Raw genomic sequence first — 18,607 nt, forward strand, 5'->3', positions numbered from 1 at the left:
CTAATCTGACCCCCATGTCAGCACCGACCCTCCCCGACGAGCAGCCCACCGTTACAGCTCTACTGGCGCCGTTGGCCGACGTGGACGACCGGGGCATCTTCTACCAGGACAGCTTCGTCAGCTGGCACGATCACATCGCTGCGGGAGCCCGGCTGGGCGCCGCACTGCGGGCCCGCCTCGACCCGGAGAAACCGCCGCATGTCGGTGTGCTGCTGGGCAATACCCCTTTCTTCTCGACGGTGCTGGTGGCCGCCGCACTGACCGGCATCGTGCCGGTGGGCCTCAACCCCACCCGTAGAGGAGCGGCACTGCAACGCGACGTCGCCCACGCCGACTGTCAGCTGGTGCTGGCCGACAACACCGCCGGTGTCGAGGTGACGGGCATGATCGATGTCGAATCACCAGGGTGGAACGCGGAATTGGCCGGCTATGACGGTGCTCCGGTGACCTTCCGCGACGCCGACGCCGACGAACTGTTCATGCTGATCTTTACCTCGGGGACCAGCGGCGACCCGAAGGCGGTGCGCTGCACCCAGTGGAAGGCGGCGTTCCCGGGGGTGATGCTGTCGCAACGATTCGGGCTGGGCACGTCCGATGTCTGCTATCTGTCCATGCCGCTGTTCCACTCCAACGCGGTGATGGCGGGTTGGTCGGTGGCAGTTGCCGCCGGCGCGTCGATCGCGTTGCGGCGCAAGTTCTCCGCCTCCGGGTTCATTCCCGACGTGCGCCGGTTCGGGGCCACCTACGCCAATTACGTGGGCAAGCCGCTGTCGTACGTGCTGGCAACGCCCGAGCAGCCCGACGACGTCGACAACCCCCTGCGGCTGCTCTACGGCAATGAGGGTGCGCCGCGGGACCTGGAGCGGTTCGCCACCCGCTTCGGCTGCACGGTGGTCGACGCCTTCGGTTCCACCGAGGGCGGGGTGGCGATCGGGCGCACACCGGACACGCCGCCCGGCGCACTGGGCCCACTGATCGATGGGAACACCATCATCGATGTGGAGACCGGCCAGGAATGCCCGCCCGGCGTGGTCGGCGAGCTGGTGAACACCAGTGGGCGCGGCCAGTTCCGGGGCTATTACCGCGATCCGGAGGCCGAGGCGCAACGGATGGCCGGCGGCATCTATCACTCCGGCGACCTGGCCTACCGCGACGAGGCCGGCTACGCCTACTTCGCCGGCCGGCTCGGCGACTGGATGCGGGTGGACGGCGAAAACCTGGGTACCGCTCCGATCGAACGGATCCTGTTGCGCCACAATGCCGTCGCTCAGGTCGCGGTGTATCCCATCCCGGATCCCGCGGTAGGCGATCAAGTGATGGCGGCACTGGTGCTGGCCAAGGGGGCGTCGTTCGATACCGAGGAGTTTCGCGCGTTTCTCGCCGAGCAGCCCGACCTGGGCCCCAAACAGTGGCCGTCCTATGTGCGAGTGTCCGGCGAACTGCCGCGCACCGAGACGTTCAAGGTGCTCAAACGGGTGTTGTCGGCCGAGGGCACCGGGTGCTCCGATCCGGTGTTCCAGATCTGTCGATAACCGCATCCTTTCCGCTAAAGACGCTGGTGCGCAACCGATCAGCTGAAGGCCGGCGCGACGAATCGCCGCACCATCTGTTGTTCGGCCTGACTGTCACCGATGGGCCATATCGCCAGTGACATGACCACCCGCACGATCCACTGGGCCGCCTGTGGATCGTCGGCGGCGATTCCGGTGAGGTCCACGGCGAGACGGCCCAGCACCGGCGACGCGGGCAGCTCGGTGAGATCGCGGCCGTTGGTGACACCGACCATCATCTTGCGCACGGGGTCGGCCCGGATGTGTTCGAGGGCCACGGTGATCGCCTTGACCACTCGCTCCGGTCCGCTCAGGTCCTGCACGGCAGTTCGGACCGAGTCGACGATGCGGGCCGCCAGGCGCAGGAGCACGGCGTCGCGGATCTGGGCTTTACCGCCGGCGTAGCGGTAGATGGTCGCCCGCGAGCAGTGCACCTGCTGGGCCAGCGCCTCGATGTCGAAGGCCTCCAGCCCATCCCGCAGGACGAGTTCGGTGGCGGCTGCATAGATGCGGTCCGCGGCTGCCGCGCGTCGCTCGGCCCCCAACAGCCAGTCATCTCGTGCCACGGTCCCGCCTCCCGATTCGTGTGCGCTCATCGTCTCAGCATGGAGACAAAACCGGACATTAATCTCAGCATTCGCGCTGGTGCGTTCATCGGCATGCAACGTCGTCACCGACTGCTGGTGATCGGCAAATCTCAACATTGGCCGCGACGGTTGACGCACCACGTCCGCACCGGTCAGCGTGACGACGTGACGACGCGCGAAGGCCGGCTGGGCATGCTGTTGTTCGATGACAACTACGTACAGGACCCGTACCCGCTGTATCGGCGAATGACCGACAGCGCACCGGTTCATCGCATCGGCGACTCGGGTTTTTATGCGGTGTGCGGCTGGGATGCGGTGAACGAGGCCATTGCCCGACCCGAGGACTTCTCCTCGAACCTGACCGCGACCATGACCTATCAGCCCGGCGGCGATGTCGGCACGTTTGCGATGGAGGGCCTTGGCGGCAAGAGTCACGTGCTGGCCACCGCCGACGAACCCGCACACGCCATGCACCGCAAAGCGCTGCTTCCACAATTGGCGGCCAAGCGCATCAGAGCGTTCGAGCCATTTATCGCCGAGACCGGCCAGCGGCTGTGGAACGCCCATCTGGCCCAGGGGCGCATCGAGTGGATGGGCGCCATGGCGAATCGACTCCCGATGATGATCGTGGGTCGCATCATCGGCGTACCCGATTCCGACACCGACAAGCTGGTCCGCTGGGGGTACGCCGCGACCCAGGTGGTCGAGGGACTGGTCAGCGAAGACCAACTCACCGCGGCCGGCATCGCCGTGATGGAGCTGTCGGGCTACATCGCCGAACAGTTTCAACGGGCCGCTGAAGATCCCCGGGACAATCTGCTGGGCGATCTGGCCACGGCCTGCGCGCGCGGAGAGCTCGAGGACCTGACCGCGCTGACCATGATGATCATCTTGTTCAGCGCCGGTGGTGAATCCACGGCGTCGTTGATCGGCTCCGCGGCGTGGATTCTGGCCACACAACAGGACATCCAGGACCAGCTGCGCCAACAAGCGGAACTGCTCGGCGCGTTCCTCGAAGAGGTCCTGCGCTATGAGCCCCCCTTTCGGGGCCACTATCGCCACGTGGTCAACGACACCGAGCTGTGCGGCGTGCGGCTTCCCGCCGATGCGCGCCTGCTGCTGCTCTGGGGTGCGGCCAACCGCGACCCGGCCCACTTCGACGACCCCGACCGATTCAGGCTGGACCGTCCGGGCGCCAAGACGCACCTCACCTTCGGGAAGGGCATCCACTTCTGCCTGGGGGCCGCCCTTGCGCGATTGGAAGCGCAGATCGTGATCGGCCAGCTGCTCGCAAACACCACCGGACTGCGCGCTGCCGAAGTGGGCAGATGGCTGCCGAGCCTGCTGGTCCGGCGGCTGGAGAGCCTGCAGCTGGCCTGCGGGTGACGTCCCCGGCGGCCACATCCGTCCCGTCGGAGTTGCTCAGCGCGGTGCCGACCGCCGAAATGGGGTGAGCGTTCCTCCCACCGGGTCGCAATTCTGGGCGAATAAATACACCAATGGGGCGCCTTACGTTCGCCTTCCCGGCCCCATCGGGTTACTCGGGCATTGGCGGGGTCCGACACGGGCGATCCTCATCCGCATTCGCTCGGCCGTGGCAGGCAATACTGAGTCAATGCCTGTTGCCCGCCGCCTCGTCGTCGCAGCCCTGGCCGCTGCCATCGCTCTGGCCCTGCCCACCCCCGCAACCGCGGAGCCCCTGCAGGCATCCTTCGCGCAGCTGGCCAACACCATCCCGGGCAACGTCGGCCTCGCCTATGCCCCCGTCGGCCAGAACGGCGTCGTCACTCTCGGTTCGCTGCAGAGCGGCGTCGCCTGGTCGACCATCAAGGTTCCGCTGGCGATCGCGGCGATCCACGCCAACCGCCCCAACGCCCAGGAACTGGCGGCCAAGGCGGTCACCGCATCGGACAACGACGCCGCCGAACAGCTGTGGTCCTCCCTGGGGCCCGCACCCCAGGCCGCCCAACAGGTGCAGGCCGTGCTCCGGGCCGGCGGTGACACCGGCACCGCCGTCGAGTCCCGGCGACTGCGTCCTGAATTCAGCGCCTTCGGCCAGACCCAGTGGCCGCTGGGCCGCCAAGCGGTGTTCGCCGCGCATCTGCCCTGCATGGCCGCCGCCGCGCCCGTCTACAGCTTGATGCGCAACACCGTGACCGACCAGCGCTGGGGGTTGGCCGGCATCGGCGCCCCGACCAAAGGCGGCTGGGGCCCCGGCCAGGGCGGCGGGTATCTGGTGCGCCAGTTCGGCATCGTCGGCACACCGCGGGGTGATCTGGCGGTGGCACTGGCGGCCGAGCCCAAGGACGGCAGCTTCGGATCAGGGGTCGCGGCACTCAACCAGATGACCCAGTGGCTGAGCGCTCATGCCGCCGAGCTACCGGGTGGCCGCTGCGCGGGGTAGGTTGGCCGCTAACCACGTGTTACCCGCGAGTAGGAGACACCCATGCCCGCCCCGTCCGCCGCAGAGTTCGACCGGCTGCGTCAGTTGGCCGCCATCGACGACATCAACGCGCGGCAGTCGAAGACCATCGACGAGGTCTTCACCGGCCAGCCGCTGACCACGATCCCGGTCGGCAACGCCGAGGATGTGGCGGCCGCGTTCGTCAAGGCCCGCGCAGCCCAGCGCGTCTGGGCGGCACGGCCGGTCAAGGAGCGCTGCGCCATCATCGAGGGCTACCGCGACCTGGTGATCGCCAACCGGAACTTCCTGATGGACGTATGCCAGGCCGAGACCGGCAAGGCACGTTCGGCGGCGCAGGAGGAGATCCTCGACATCATGCTCAACGCGCGTTACTACGCGCGTCAGGCAGCCAAATTGCTGGCCTCCAAGCGGGTACCGGGGCTGTTGCCCGGCGTCGTCAAGACCGTGATCAACCACCACCCGAAGGGTGTCGTGGGCGTCATCGCCCCCTGGAACTACCCGATGACACTGTCGATTTCGGACGCCATCCCCGCGCTGCTGGCCGGCAACGCCGTCGTGATCAAACCCGACAGCCAGACCCCGTACTGCACCCTGGCCAACGCCGAGCTGCTGTATCAGGCCGGTCTGCCCCGTGACCTGCTCGCAGTGGTGCCCGGTCCGGGCTCGGTAGTCGGCACGGAGATCGTGCAGCAGTGCGACTACCTGATGTTCACCGGTTCCAGTGCCACCGGCCGGACCCTGGCCGAGCAGTGCGGCGCCCGGCTGATCGGCTTCTCCGCCGAACTGGGCGGCAAGAACCCGATGATCGTCACCAAGGGCGCCAACCTGTCCGAGGTCGCCAAAGCCGCCACCCGCGCCTGCTTCTCCAACGCCGGGCAGTTGTGCATCTCGATCGAGCGGATCTACGTCGAACGCGAGGTGGCCGACGAGTTCGCCGCGAAGTTCGCCGAGCAGGTACGCGCCATGAAGCTCTCGGCCACCTACGACTTCAATGCCGACATGGGCAGCCTGATCTCCGAAGACCAGGTCAAGACCATCTCCAACCACGTCGACGACGCCAAGGCCAAGGGCGCCAAGGTGATCGCCGGCGGCAAGGCCCGCCCCGACATCGGCCCGCTGTTCTACGAGCCGACGGTGCTGACCGACGTCACCGACGAGATGGAGTGCGCCCGCAACGAGACGTTCGGCCCGGTGGTCTCCATCTACCCCGTCGCCGACGTCGAAGAGGCCATCGCGAAGGCCAACGACACCGAGTACGGACTGAACGCCAGCGTGTGGGCCGCGAGCAAGTCCCAAGGGGAGGCGATCGCCGCGCGCATCCGCTCCGGCACGGTCAACGTCGACGAGGGCTACGCGCTGGCCTTCGGCAGCGTCGCCGCCCCGATGGGCGGCATGAAGGCCTCCGGGGTGGGCCGCCGCCACGGTGCCGACGGGATCCTCAAGTACACCGAGTCGCAGACCGTCTCCACCGCCCGGGTCCTGAATCTGGACCCGCCGCCGGGCATCTCCGGGCCGGTGTGGCAGAAGCTGCTGACCCCGATGATCCGGGTGATACAGGCGCTACCGGGCCGGTAGCGCTCAGTGCCGGCCGGTCCGGTTCTTGCCCCGGTCGATGTCGCGCTCCAACTCGGCCAGCGCGGGCTCGATGGCGTCGGCCATCTTGTGGATGTCCTCGGCGACTTCCGGCGTGGTCACGAATCCGAAGTCGAGGTGATCCCGGTACGAGAAGCAGGTGATGTTCAGGGCGACGTCCATCACCGGCGGACCCAGCGGGACCAGTGACTCCAGTTCGGCCCCGGCCATGTAGATCGGAACCGGCGGTCCCGGAACGTTGGAGACCACCAGGTTGATCGGGGCCAGCCGGTTCGACAGTCCGGTCGCGGTGTAGGCACGCGCGGCGAGTTGCAGCAGCCCAGGCGGCGTGGTGTCGGTCAGCCCCATGATCTGATGGGCCGACAGCGCCTTGGCCATCTGCTTGGCGCTCTGGGTGTTGGCGTGAATGGTCTTGAGCCGCTGCGCCGCTCCCTCGATGTCGGTGGCCATGGACACCGTCATCGAACTGACCTTGTTGCCGACCTCTCCCTGGCTCTCCTCGGTACGGGTCGACACCGGGATCTGGGCCACCAGCGGCTTGTCGGGCAGCTCACCGCGCTCGCCCAGGTACTGGCGGACGGCGCCGGCCACGATGGCCAGTACGACATCGTTGAGCTTCACCCCGTAGGCGTCCTTGACAGCCTTGATCCGGGCGAGCTCGATGCGGGCGGCACTGATCCGCCGGTGCGGCGAGACGCTGGCGTTGAACCGGGTCACCGGCGCATCGAAGTACCGCGGGGGTTTGCGGGGCAGCCCCAGCCCCACGGTGGCGATCTGCTGGCGGACGGTCTGCTGCAGCAGCCGGCCGATCCGGTACGGCGTCTTGACGGCGACGTTGACCAACTCCTCGACCACACGGCGCTCGTAGCTGGGCATGGCAGCACCATTCGACGAGCCGCTGGCCGCCGGCGGCGCAGGCCGAGGCTCCGGCGTGATGTCCAGCATGATCTCGAACAGCCCTGCACCCGAGACACCGTCGACGATCGCGTGATGCATCTTGGTCAGGGTCGCGACCCGGCCGCCGCTGACGCCCTCGATCACCCACATCTCCCACAAGGGGCGGGAGCGATCCAGCTTGTAGGACATCAGCCGCCCCACGAGCTCTTCGACCTCACGCCGGCCGCCCGGCGCGGGAACGCCGATTCGTCGCAGGTGGAAGTCGATGTCGAGGTCGTCGTCCTCGACAAACCACGGCCGGTCCAGACCCAGCGGGGCAGGGGTGACCTTCCAGCGCAGCTGCGGCAGTTGCGGCAGTCGCTCGATCAGCAGCTCGCGGACCCGCTCGAAACTGTAGTTCGGCGCATTGGTGGTGTCACAGACCGCGAGTCCACCGATGTGCATGTGCCAGCCCGCCGTTTCGGCAGACCAGAACGCGGCGTCCACGCCCGAAAGTCGCTGCATCGAAAGAGAGTAGCCCGGACACCGGCTCGCCGGGGGCGGCTCCCCGGCAAAAGATTCGGTGAATCTAGTTCTCGACCGTCACGTGCTTGGCGTGCACCTCATCAGCCGGCCGGGCCTCGGTCTGCTCCTTGGCCCAGCGGTAGTCCGGCTTGCCCGCCGGGGAGCGCTTGACCTCGTCGACGAACCACAGACTGCGGGGCACCTTGTAGCCGGCGATCTCGGTACGCGCACAGGTGTTGATCTCCGCCAGCGAGGGCCGGGCGTCTCCGCGGGCCTGCACCACCGCGGCGACATGCTGGCCGTAGCGGGCGTCGGGCACCCCGACCACCAGCGCATCGAAGACGTCCGGGTGGGTCTTGAGAGCGGCCTCGACCTCTTCGGGGTAGATCTTCTCCCCGCCGGAGTTGATCGACACCGACCCGCGGCCCAGCATGGTCACGGTGCCGTCGGCCTCGACCTGCGCGAAGTCGCCGGGGATCGCATACCGCACTCCGTTGATGGTGCGGAAGGTCTCGGCGGTCTTCTTCTCGTCCTTGTAGTAACCGACCGGGATGTGCCCCCGCTTGGCGATGATGCCCCGCACGTCCGAACCGGGCTGGACCTCGTTGCCGTCGTCGTCGAGCACGACCGTGTTCTTGTCGATGGTGACCCGCGGCCCGCCGGTGTGCGCCTCACCCTTGGCGACGATGCTGGTGCCGCCGAAACCGGTCTCCGAGGACCCGATGGAGTCGGTGATGATCCGGTTGGGCAGCAGCTCCAGCAGCCGCTCCTTGATGCTCGGGCTGAACAGCGCCGCGGTGGAGGCCAGCAGAAACAGCGACGACAAGTCGTACTCGTTGCCGGCGTCCTGGTGGGCCAACAGGGCATCCAGCAGCGGACGCGCCATCGCATCCCCGGTGAAGAACAGCAGGTTGACCTTGTGGTCGTGGATGGTGCGCCATACCGTGTCGGCGTCGAATTCCGGTGCCAGCACCACAGTTTGGCCGCTGAACAGCGACATCCAGGTGGCCGACTGGGTCGCGCCGTGGATCATCGGCGGAATCGGGTGACGGACCATCGGCGGGTTGGCGGCGGCCTGCTTGGCCAAGTCGTACTCGTCGGCGATCGGCTCGCCGGTGGCGAAGTCGGTGCCGCCGAACAGCACGCGGTAGATGTCCTCGTGGCGCCACATCACCCCCTTGGGGAACCCGGTGGTACCGCCGGTGTAGAGCAGGTAGATGTCGTCGGCGCTGCGGGGACCGAAGTCACGCTCGGGCGAGCTCTGCGCCAGCGCGGCCTCGAACTCCACCCCGCCGTAGCGCTGACAGTCCAGGTCGCTGCCGTCCTCGACCACCAGGATGGTCTTGACCTTCGGGGTGTCGGGCAAGACGTTGGCCACCCGATCGGCGTACTGGCGCTCGTGCACCAGGGCGACCATGTCGGAGTTGTCGAACAGGTAGCGCAGTTCGCCCTCGACGTAGCGGAAGTTGATGTTGACCAGGATGGCGCCGGCCTTGATGATGCCGAGCATCGCCACGACGATCTCGTTGCGGTTGCGGCAGTACAGGCCGACCTTGTCGTCCTTCTTGACGCCTTGCTCGATCAGGTAGTGGGCCAGCCTGTTGGCCTTCTCCTCCAGCTGCGCATAGGTCAGCTGTTCGGTCCCGCAGATCAGGGCAACCCGATCGGGGACGGCGTCGATGGCGTGTTCGGCTAAGTCGGCGATGTTGAGAGCCACAACACACAAACTAGAACGTGTTACATTTCGATTTCAAGTCGAGGATCCAACCCGGAAAGGCGGACGCCGGTGTCCGAGTCGTCAGAGCAGCCCCACGCCCTGCTTGAACAGCGGGGACACACCCTGATCGTCACGCTGAACCGGCCCGAGGTGCGCAACGCCCTGTCCGGCGAAATGCTCGCGATCATGGTCGAGGCGTGGGACCGGGTGGACAACGACGACGACATCCGCTCATGCATCCTGACCGGTGCGGGCGGCTATTTCTGCGCCGGCATGGACCTCAAGTCCGCCAACAAGAAGGCCCCCGGCGACTCCTTCAAAGACGGCAGCTACGACCCCTCACGCATCGACGGCCTGCTCAAGGGCCGCCGCCTGACCAAGCCGCTGATCGCCGCGGTGGAGGGCCCGGCTATCGCCGGCGGCACCGAGATCCTGCAGGGCACCGACATCCGCATCGCCGGCGAAAGCGCCAAGTTCGGCATCTCCGAGGCCAAGTGGAGCCTGTACCCGATGGGCGGCTCGGCGGTGCGACTGGTTCGCCAGATTCCCTACACCATGGCTTGCGACCTGCTGTTCACCGGTCGCCACATCACCGCCGCCGAGGCCCTGGAGATGGGGTTGATCGGCCACGTGGTGCCCGACGGTCAGGCTCTGACCAAGGCTCTGGAGATCGCCGAGCAGATCAACAACAACGGGCCGCTTGCCGTGCAGGCGATGCTGCGCACCATCCACGAGACCGAGGGCATGCACGAGAACGACGCCTTCAAGATCGACACGAAGATCGGCATCAAGGTGTTCTTGAGCGAGGACGCCAAGGAAGGCCCGCGGGCTTTCGCCGAGAAGCGCAAACCGCAGTTCAAGAACCGCTGATGCAGGTCGCGGTCACCGGAGGCACCGGCTATCTCGGCGCCCACACCGTCAAGACGCTGTTGGAAGCCGGACATTCGGTACGGCTTCTGGTCGCGCCCGGCTGCGGCGCCGAGCCCGTCATCCCCCGGCTGCGTGAGCTGGGCGCCCTGGAGGTGCTCGACGGCGACATCCGCGACACCGGCGTGGTGGCGGCGCTGCTGGACGGCTGCGACTCGGTCCTGCATGCCGCCGGGGTGGTCGGCACCAACGATCGCCAGGAAAAGCTGATGTGGGACATCAACGCCTACGCCACCGAGGCGATCCTGACCCGTGCGGTGTCGGCGGGCCTGGACCCGGTGGTGTCGGTCAGTTCCTACAGTGCGCTGTTCCCGCCGCCGAACGGGATCATCGGCCCGGACTCGCCCACCGTGCCCGGCCGCAGCGCCTACGCCCGAACCAAGGCCTACGGCGAGCGGGTCGCGCGCCGGCTGCAGGACGAGGGCGCCCCGGTCGTGGTCACCTACCCCTCCAGCGTGGTCGGCCCGGCGTTTCACACCGCACCGGGCGTCACCGAGCGGGGCTGGGCGCCGATCGTGAAGTACCGGGTGGCGCCGGTGGTGCGTGGCGGGATGGCGATGGTCGATGTCCGCGACATCGGCCTGGTGCACGAGGCGCTGATGCGGCCCGGCCGCGGTCCGCACCGCTACCTGTGCGGCGGGATCATGGTCACCTTCGACGAGATGATCAGCGCCGTCGAGCGGGGCCTGGGCAAGCCGGTGCGGCGAATCCCGGTGGCCCCCAGTGTTTTCAAGGGCATCGGCCGTGTCAGTGATCTGGCCAGCAAGCTGCTGCCGCTGCCCGAGTCGCTGAGCTACGAAGCGGCCTGGTTGCTGACGTCGGCCACCCCGACCGACGACTCGGCCACGCTGGCCGATCTGGGCCTGGCGTGGCGGTCGCCGACCGAGGCGATCATCGCGTCGCTGCAGGCGTAGCGCGCCGCAGGCTCGCCTGCTCGCCTGCTACTCGCCCCTGCTCGCCTCCAACGCGCCCTCCTGCTCGCCTACACCCCCCTCCTGCTCGCCGAACGTGTAATCAGCCCGACTTTTCCGGCGTCTTTTCGGTCTGAGTACACGCTCGGGGTTGTGTCGGTGGTCGTCGGCAGACTCCCGGCATGGGTGAGCCCTTTCTAGGCAGCGAGGCCGTCGCCGCGGGACGGTTGACGAAGTATGCGCTGAGCAGTCGGTTCGTCGCAGTCCACCCGGATGTCTACGTGCCGCGCGGCACGGCGCTCACCGCCGTGCCGCGGGCGCAGGGCGCGTGGTTGTGGTCGCGTCGTCGCGGGGTGATCGCCGGTCAGTCCGCCGCCGCACTGCATGGCGCGAAGTGGGTCGACGACCACGCCCCCGCCGAGTTGCTCTACGACTGCCGACGGCCACCGCCCGGGGTGCGAACCTGGTCGGACCGGGTTCGGCCCGACGAAGTCCAGCTGATCGACGGCATGCCGGTCGCCACCCCGGCGCGCACCGCGGTGGACCTGGCCTGCCGCTATCCGGCCGGAAAGGCGGTGGCCGCCATCGACGCACTGGCCCGGGCGACCCGACTCACCACGGCCGACGCCGACATGATCGCCCGGCGTTATGCGGGTCGGCGCGGCATCCGGCGTGCGCGGCAGGCCCTGGCACTCATCGACGCCGGCGCCGAGTCACCCCGCGAGACGTGGTTGCGGCTCTTGCTGATTCGAGCGGGATTCCCGCCGCCGCAGACCCAGCTGCCCGTCCACGACCAGTGGGGACAACTGGTGGCCGTGCTGGATATGGGCTGGGCGGAGATCAAACTGGGCCTGGACTACGAGGGCGACCACCACCGCACCAGCACACGGCAGTTCCACCGGGACATCCGCCGCCACGAGACCGTGACCGATCTGGGCTGGATCGACCTGCGGATCACCCGGGAAGACACCGAAGCCGGGATCATCGCCCGTGTCAGCAATGCCTGGGAACGCCGAGCGTGCACTGAGACCGCGAAACAACCCGGATTTCCGGGCTGATTACACGCTCGCCGGGCGGCCGAGCCGGCCGGGTCGGTCGAGGCGGCTAGGGCGGTCGAAGCGGCTGGTGCCGCTAGCTAAGCAGGGGCTTGCTGGGCGTGAACACCACCGGCATCGACTCCAGACCGCTGACGAAGTTCGCCGGGCGCAGCGGCAGGGGGTCGCCGGAGGCCAGGCGCAGGTCGGGCAGCCGCTGCAGCACCCGCTGCGTCATCAGCCGCAGCTCCAGCCGGGCCAGCTGGTTGCCCAGACAGAAATGGGTGCCGAAGCCGAATGCCACGTGACTGTTGGGGTCTCGGGTGGCATCGAAGCGTTCCGGCTCGTCGAAAACCGTCTCGTCGAAGTTGGCCGACTCGAACAGCAGCAGCATCTTCTCGCCCTCACGCAGCTGCGTGCCGTGGAACTCGATGTCGCGAGTCAGCGTGCGGCACATGTTCTTCACCGGGGAGGTCCACCGCAGCATCTCCTCGATCGCCACCGGCACCCGCTCGGGTTCGCGTTGCAGCATCTCCCACTGGTCGCGATGACGCAGCAGTTGCTCCGTGCCGCCCGACAGGGTGTGCCGGGTGGTCTCGTCGCCGCCGATCAGGATCAGCAGCGTCTCGAACACGATCTCATCGTCGCTCATCCGCTGCCCGTCCACCTCGGCGTTGACCAGGATGGAGAACAGGTCGTCGGCGGGTTCGGCGCGACGCTTGCCGATCAGGTCCATGGTGAACGCGGTGTAGGCGCTGAACGCCTCCATGACGGCTTGGAAGGTGGCCGACTCGACGTCCAGGTGCGAGCTCAGCCCGCACACCAGGTCATCGGACCACTTCAGCAGCATGCTGCGCTGTTCGGGCAGCACCCCGAGCATGTCACCGATCACCGCCATCGGCAGCGGGGCGGCGATGTCGCGGACGAAATCGCACTCGCCGCGCTCGCAGACCGCGTCGATCAAGGTGTCGCACAGTGTCTCGATGGACGGCAGCTGGGCGTGCACGCGTTTGCGGGTGAACCCGGCGTTGACCAGCTTGCGCCGCAACAGGTGCGCGGGGTCGTCCATGTCGATCATGTACGGAAAGCCCGGCTGGTCGGGACGGATGCCGCCGGCGTTGGAGAACACCTCGGGAGTGCGCTCGGCGTCGATCACCGCCTGGTAGGCCGACGCCGCGGCCAGCCCGTTGCGATCCCGGAACACCGGCTCGCATGCCCGCATCCACCGGTAGGCGGCGCGCGCACCGCCGTCGGCGTAGAAAGTTCCGTTGGTCAGGTCGATATCCGGCTTGGTGGTCGGCGCGACATCGGCCATTACCTCGGTCATGGGCGTCCTCCGGATTACAGTGGGAGTCATGGTTCTTTCGCAGCACACCATCGCTGGCACTGTGCTTACCATGCCGGTCCGCGTCCGTCACGCGGATGTGCATACCGCGATGTTCTCGGTGCCCGCGGACGCGACGCAGGCGATGATCGACTACAGCGGCCTGCAGGTCTTCCAGCACCAGCCGGGACGGGCGGTGGTGAACCTGATGCTGGCCCGCTACCTCGACGGCGACCTGGGCCGCTACCTCGAATTCGGCACGGCGGTGATGGTCAACCCGCCGGGTAGCGAGGCGAGCGGCTGGCGGGCCCTGGGCTCTGCCGGAGCGTTCATCCACCACCTGCCGGTGGACCAGGAGTTCACTCTCGAGGCTGGGCGCACGATCTGGGGATTCCCGAAGATCATGGCGGACTTCACCGTTCGTGACGGCCGACGTCTGGGCTTCGACGTCGCCGCCGACGGTCAGCACATCGCCACCATGGAGTTCGCCCGCGGCCTGCCGGTCCCGGGGCTGTTCACGTCTCGGCCACGGACGCTGCAGGCGTTCAGCCATCTCAATGGTGTTGCCCGTCAAATCCCTTGGGAGATGAAGGTTTCCAAAGTGCGTTGGGCCCTCGGCGGCGCCGAGCTGCGGCTGGGCACCCACCCGTATGCCCGCGAACTGGCCGCACTGGGCCTGCCCAAGCGGCCGATGCTGTCCTCGACCGTGGGCCGCGTCGAGATGACGTTCGGCGACGCTGAGGTCCTCAGCGCCTAAATCGGCACCGCGCCGCCGAGCCCCGCCCCGCGCTAGACGAGCGAGGCCAGCTGGTTGATCTGCTCGACGCTGCGGCCGCTGACCACCATCGTGGTCACGCCCGCGGCCGCCCAGACGTCGATCTGCTTCCGCACGTAGTCGACGTCGCCGACGATCGCGGCATCGTCCACCAGCTCGTCGGGGATGACCTGTGCGGCCTTGTCCTTCTGGTTGCTGCGGAACAGCTTCGTCACGTCGTCGACCACCTCCGCATAACCCATCCGGCGGTAGACCTCGGCGTGGAAGTTGGTTTCCTCAGAGCCCATCCCGCCCATGTAGAGCGCCAGGTAGGGCTTCATGGCCGCGAACGCCGCCGCGCGGTCGTCGGTGATGACGATGTTGGCCGTCGCGCAGATCTCGAAGTCCTCCCGGGTGCGCCGAGCCCCGGGCCGGGCGAAGCCCTCATCGAGCCACTCGTTGTACATGTCGGCCAGCCGCGGCGCGTAGAAGATCGGCAGCCACCCGTCGGCGATCTCGGCGGCCAGCGCGATGTTCTTCGGGCCTTCGGCACCGAGCATCACCGGGATGTCGGCACGCAGCGGATGGGTGATCGGCTTGAGCGCCTTGCCCAGCCCAGTGGTGCCCTCACCGCTGATCGGCAGCGGGTAGTGCGGGCCGGCGCTGGTCACCGGGGCCTCGCGGGCCCACACCTGGCGCAGGATGTCGATGTACTCGCGGGTGCGGGCCAGCGGCTTGGCGAAGCGCTGGCCGTACCAGCCCTCAACCACCTGCGGTCCGGACACGCCGAGCCCCAGGATGTGGCGGCCGCCGGACAGGTGGTCCAACGTCAAGGCGGCCATCGCGCAGGCGGTCGGGGTGCGCGCCGACAGCTGCACCACCGAGGTGCCCAGTCGAACCCGTGAGGTCGACGAGCCCCACCAGGCCAGCGGCGTGTAGGCGTCAGAACCCCAGGCCTCGGCCGTGAAAATCGAGTCGAATCCCGCGTCCTCGGCGGCGGTCACCAGTTCTCGGTGGTTGGCCGGCGGCTGCGCGCCCCAATATCCCAGTTGCAGTCCCAGCTTCATCCTCGGCTCCTCGCTCGCCTGCTTGCCACCATTGTTAGAACCTGTTCTACTCGATGCCGTGACTGCCAGCCAAAGCCACCGCGCGCAGATCGATGAGCATGAACCGCCGCTGTCTGCGCCGCTGAAGTTGTCCTTTGACTACACGCGTTCAGTCGGCCCAACCCTTGGCGCATTCTTCACCGCTCTGCGTGAGCGCCGCATCGTCGGGGTCCGTGGTTCCGACGGGCGGGTCTACGTTCCCCCGGCCGAATACGATCCGGTCAGCTACGAGCCGCTCACCGAGATCGTACCGGTGGCCAGTGTCGGCACTGTCGTGTCATGGTCCTGGCAGCCGGAGCCGCTGCAGGGCCAACCGCTGGACACCCCGTTCGCCTGGGCGCTGATCAAGCTCGACGGCGCCGACGTGCCGATGCTGCACGCGGTGGCGGCCGAGAACCCCAAGGCCATCAGTGTCGGCACCCGGGTGCACGCGCACTGGGCCGACGAGACCGTCGGAGCGATCACCGACATCGCCTACTTCGCGATCGGCGAGGACCCCGAACCGGTCTCCGACACCCCCGACGAGCGCGACCCGGTGACCATGGTGGTGGTTCCCAGCAGCATCGAGATCCAGCACAGCGCGTCGCGCCCGGAGAGCGCCTACCTGCTGGCCCTGCAGGAGGGCAAGCTGCTGGGCGCCCGGACCGGTGAGACCGGCAAGGTGTATTTCCCTGCGCGCGAAGCCGATCCGGCTACCGGACTGCAGTTGGACACCTTCGTGGAGCTGCCCGACAGGGGCACGGTGACCACCTTCGCCATCATCAACATCCCGTTCGCCGGCCAGCGGATCAAGCCGCCGTATGTGGCCGCCTACGTGCTGCTCGACGGTGCGGACATCCCCTTCCTGCACTTGGTGTCAGACATCGACGCCCACGAGGTGCGGATGGGCCTGCGCGTCGAGGCGGTGTGGAAGCCCCGCGATCAGTGGGGCCTGGGCATCGACAACATCGAGTACTTCCGGCCCACCGGCGAACCGGACGCCGACTACGACACCTACAAACACCACCTGTGAGGGGCAGCATGACGCAACGCGATGTCGCGGTGGTGGGCTTCGCCCACGCCCCGCACGTCCGCCGCACTGACGGAACCACCAACGGCGTCGAGATGTTGATGCCGTGTTTCGCCCAGTTGTATGCCGAGTTGGGTATCGCCCAGACCGACATCGGCTTCTGGTGCTCGGGTTCGTCGGATTACCTGGCCGGCCGGGCGTTCTCCTTCATCTCGGCGATCGACTCGATCGGCGCCGTTCCGCCGATCAACGAATCGCACGTGGAGATGGACGGCGCCTGGGCCCTGTACGAGGCCTACATCAAGGTCCTGACCGGCGAGGTCGACACCGCCTTGGCCTACGGTTTCGGCAAGTCCTCGGCCGGCCAGTTGCGCCGGGTCCTGGCGTTGCAGACCGACCCCTACACCGTCGCCCCGCTATGGCCGGACTCGGTGTCGATCGCCGCACTGCAGGCCCGACTGGGCCTGTCCGGCGGCCAGTGGACCGCTGAGCAGATGGCCCGCGTGGCGCTGGACACCTTCGCCGTCGCCGAACGGGTGGATTCGGTGGAGTCGACCGACAGCCTCGACGAACTGCTGCAGCGACCCTTCTTCGCCGACCCCCTGCGCCGGCACGACATCGCCCCGATCACCGACGGCGCCGCCGCGATCGTGCTGGCCGCCGGCGACAAAGCCCGTGAGCTGTGCGAAAACCCAGCCTGGATCACCGGTTTCGAACACCGGATCGAGTCCCCGGTACTGGGCAGCCGCGACCTGACCCGGTCGCCCTCGGCCGCCGCCTCGGCACAGGCCGCCACCGGCGATGAGATGCCCGCCGTGGACGTCGCCGAGATCCACGCTCCGTTCACCCATCAGCATCTGATCCTGACCGAGTCCATGCGACTGCCCTCGAAGACCAAGGTGAACCCGTCCGGTGGAGCCCTGGCGGCGAACCCGATGTTTGTCGCGGGGCTGGAGCGCATCGGCTTTGCCGCCCAGCACATCTTCTCGGGTTCGGCCAGCCGGGTGCTGGCGCACGCCACCAGCGGGCCTGCCCTGCAACAGAACCTGGTCGCGGTGATGGAAGGACGCAACTGATGGCCCAACTCGCTGCGGTGCTGGGCACCGGACAGACCAAGTACGTCGCCAAGCGCCAGGACGTGTCGATGAACGGCATGGTGCGCGAAGCCATCGACCGGGCACTGGCCGATTCGGGCTCGACGTTTGCCGACATCGACGCCGTGGTGGTCGGTAAGGCGCCGGACTTCTTCGAGGGCGTGATGATGCCCGAGCTGTTCATGGCCGACGCCGTGGGCGCCACCGGCAAGCCGCTGATCCGGGTGCACACCGCCGGTTCGGTGGGCGGCTCGACCGCGGTGGTGGCGGCCAGCCTGGTGAAGTCCGGCAAGTACCGGCGGGTGCTGGCGATGGCCTGGGAGAAGCAGTCGGAGTCCAACGCCATGTGGGCGCTGAGCATCCCGGTGCCGTTCACCAAGCCGGTCGGCGCCGGCGCCGGCGGTTACTTCGCTCCGCACGTGCGCGCCTACATCCGCCGTTCCGGGGCCCCGTCCGACATCGGCGCGATCGTCGCGGTCAAGGACCGGCTCAACGGCGCCCGCAACCCGCTGGCCCACCTGCACCAGCCCGACATCACCGTCGAGAAGGTGATGGCTTCCCAGATGCTCTGGGACCCCATCCGTTTCGACGAGACCTGCCCGTCGTCGGACGGTGCCTGCGCGATCGTGATCGGCGACGAAGCCGCCGCGCAGGCCCGCATCGACGCCGGCGAGCCGGTGGCGTGGATCCACGCGACCGCGCTGCGCACCGAGCCGCTGGCGTACGCCGGGCGCGACCAGGTCAATCCGCAGGCCGGCCGCGATGCCGCGGCCGCGCTGTGGAAAGAGGCCGGGATCACCAGCCCGATCGATGAGATCGACGCCGCGGAGATCTATGTGCCGTTCTCCTGGTTCGAGCCGATGTGGCTGGAGAACCTTGGCTTCGCGGCTCCCGGCGAGGGCTGGAAGCTCACCCAGGCCGGGGAGACCGCGATCGGAGGGAAGCTGCCGGTGAACGCCTCCGGCGGTGTGTTGTCGTCCAACCCGATCGGCGCCTCGGGCATGATCCGGTTCGCCGAGTCGGCGATCCAGGTGATGGGCAAGGCCGGCGATCACCAGGTTCCGAATGCGCGTAAAGCGTTGGGCCACGCCTACGGCGGCGGTTCGCAGTACTACTCGATGTGGGTGGTCGCCGCCGACAAGCCGGCCGACAAACCCGCCAACTGAGAGGACGAC

16 protein-coding genes are annotated in these 18,607 nt (G+C 67.9%); 11 read left to right on the top strand and 5 right to left on the bottom strand.

Going from position 1 to position 18,607, the window contains the following annotated elements; translation table 11 throughout:
* Positions 1-14 precede the first annotated feature (14 nt).
* Positions 15-1,532 carry a long-chain-fatty-acid--CoA ligase FadD17 gene (gene fadD17, locus G6N14_RS15115; RefSeq protein WP_085136317.1) on the top strand — a complete coding sequence of 506 codons (1,518 nt, stop codon included), beginning with the start codon at positions 15-17 and terminating at the stop codon, positions 1,530-1,532.
* A gap of 38 nt (positions 1,533-1,570) precedes the next feature.
* Here fadD17 and G6N14_RS15120 read toward each other — a convergent pair whose 3' ends face one another.
* Positions 1,571-2,116: a TetR/AcrR family transcriptional regulator gene (locus G6N14_RS15120; protein WP_179960842.1), complete on the bottom strand. Its 546-nt coding sequence runs from the start codon at positions 2,114-2,116 to the stop codon at positions 1,571-1,573.
* A 186-nt stretch (positions 2,117-2,302) separates the two neighbouring features.
* Here G6N14_RS15120 and G6N14_RS15125 point away from each other — a divergent pair, with 186 nt between their 5' ends.
* The 3 genes from G6N14_RS15125 to G6N14_RS15135 all read left to right on the top strand — a co-directional run bounded on the left by G6N14_RS15125 (position 2,303) and on the right by G6N14_RS15135 (position 6,137).
* The gene (locus G6N14_RS15125; RefSeq protein ID WP_085136355.1) at positions 2,303-3,523 is read left to right on the top strand and encodes a cytochrome P450; all 1,221 of its coding nucleotides are present in this window, start codon (positions 2,303-2,305) and stop codon (positions 3,521-3,523) included.
* A 229-nt stretch (positions 3,524-3,752) separates the two neighbouring features.
* On the top strand, positions 3,753-4,541 hold the full coding sequence (locus G6N14_RS15130) for a serine hydrolase (protein WP_234808959.1): 789 nt from the start codon (positions 3,753-3,755) through the stop codon (positions 4,539-4,541).
* Positions 4,542-4,583: 42 nt separating this feature from the next.
* A complete protein-coding gene (locus G6N14_RS15135; protein ID WP_085136315.1) occupies positions 4,584-6,137 on the top strand; it encodes a succinic semialdehyde dehydrogenase in 1,554 nt (517 codons plus the stop codon).
* 3 nt (positions 6,138-6,140) lie between these two features.
* On the opposite strand, the gene G6N14_RS15140 is transcribed toward G6N14_RS15135, so the two are convergent.
* Together G6N14_RS15140 and G6N14_RS15145 are read right to left on the bottom strand one after the other, a co-directional pair.
* Entirely contained in the window at positions 6,141-7,556 is a 1,416-nt protein-coding gene (locus tag G6N14_RS15140; protein WP_085136314.1) for a WS/DGAT/MGAT family O-acyltransferase, read from the bottom strand.
* Between the two features lie 64 nt (positions 7,557-7,620).
* Complete coding sequence (locus tag G6N14_RS15145; protein WP_085136313.1) at positions 7,621-9,273, bottom strand: medium/long-chain-fatty-acid--CoA/3-oxocholest-4-en-26-oate--CoA ligase; 1,653 nt, start codon at positions 9,271-9,273, stop codon at positions 7,621-7,623.
* A 69-nt stretch (positions 9,274-9,342) separates the two neighbouring features.
* On the opposite strand from G6N14_RS15145, the gene G6N14_RS15150 reads away from it, so the two are divergent.
* The 3 genes from G6N14_RS15150 to G6N14_RS15160 all read left to right on the top strand — a co-directional run bounded on the left by G6N14_RS15150 (position 9,343) and on the right by G6N14_RS15160 (position 12,169).
* A complete protein-coding gene (locus G6N14_RS15150; RefSeq protein WP_085136312.1) occupies positions 9,343-10,143 on the top strand; it encodes a crotonase/enoyl-CoA hydratase family protein in 801 nt (266 codons plus the stop codon).
* Positions 10,143-11,114, top strand: a complete 972-nt coding sequence (locus G6N14_RS15155) for an NAD-dependent epimerase/dehydratase family protein (RefSeq protein ID WP_085136311.1) — start codon at positions 10,143-10,145, stop codon at positions 11,112-11,114. The genes G6N14_RS15150 and G6N14_RS15155 overlap by 1 nt, the downstream gene beginning before the upstream one ends.
* Positions 11,115-11,293: 179 nt before the next feature.
* Positions 11,294-12,169 (top strand): type IV toxin-antitoxin system AbiEi family antitoxin, encoded by an 876-nt coding sequence (locus G6N14_RS15160; RefSeq protein ID WP_085136310.1) that lies wholly within the window; start codon positions 11,294-11,296, stop codon positions 12,167-12,169.
* A 73-nt stretch (positions 12,170-12,242) separates the two neighbouring features.
* Here G6N14_RS15160 and G6N14_RS15165 read toward each other — a convergent pair whose 3' ends face one another.
* Positions 12,243-13,460 (bottom strand): cytochrome P450, encoded by a 1,218-nt coding sequence (locus G6N14_RS15165; protein WP_085136353.1) that lies wholly within the window; start codon positions 13,458-13,460, stop codon positions 12,243-12,245.
* Between the two features lie 40 nt (positions 13,461-13,500).
* Between G6N14_RS15165 and G6N14_RS15170 the strand changes: the two genes are divergently transcribed.
* Entirely contained in the window at positions 13,501-14,226 is a 726-nt protein-coding gene (locus tag G6N14_RS15170) for an acetoacetate decarboxylase family protein (protein ID WP_109559863.1), read from the top strand.
* Positions 14,227-14,258: 32 nt separating this feature from the next.
* Here G6N14_RS15170 and G6N14_RS15175 read toward each other — a convergent pair whose 3' ends face one another.
* Positions 14,259-15,290: an LLM class F420-dependent oxidoreductase gene (locus tag G6N14_RS15175; protein ID WP_085136308.1), complete on the bottom strand. Its 1,032-nt coding sequence runs from the start codon at positions 15,288-15,290 to the stop codon at positions 14,259-14,261.
* A gap of 58 nt (positions 15,291-15,348) precedes the next feature.
* Between G6N14_RS15175 and G6N14_RS15180 the strand changes: the two genes are divergently transcribed.
* The 3 genes from G6N14_RS15180 to G6N14_RS15190 are packed head-to-tail and all read left to right on the top strand — an operon-like array spanning position 15,349 to position 18,598.
* Complete coding sequence (locus tag G6N14_RS15180; protein ID WP_085136307.1) at positions 15,349-16,341, top strand: Zn-ribbon domain-containing OB-fold protein; 993 nt, start codon at positions 15,349-15,351, stop codon at positions 16,339-16,341.
* Positions 16,342-16,349: 8 nt separating this feature from the next.
* Positions 16,350-17,414 carry a thiolase family protein gene (locus G6N14_RS15185; protein WP_085136306.1) on the top strand — a complete coding sequence of 355 codons (1,065 nt, stop codon included), beginning with the start codon at positions 16,350-16,352 and terminating at the stop codon, positions 17,412-17,414.
* On the top strand, positions 17,414-18,598 hold the full coding sequence (locus G6N14_RS15190; protein ID WP_085136305.1) for a thiolase family protein: 1,185 nt from the start codon (positions 17,414-17,416) through the stop codon (positions 18,596-18,598). Before G6N14_RS15185 ends, G6N14_RS15190 begins: the two co-directional genes overlap by 1 nt.
* Positions 18,599-18,607: the final 9 nt, after the last annotated feature.

Origin of the sequence: Mycolicibacter hiberniae (assembly GCF_010729485.1) — a bacterium.
GTDB classification, from domain to species: domain Bacteria; phylum Actinomycetota; class Actinomycetes; order Mycobacteriales; family Mycobacteriaceae; genus Mycobacterium; species Mycobacterium hiberniae.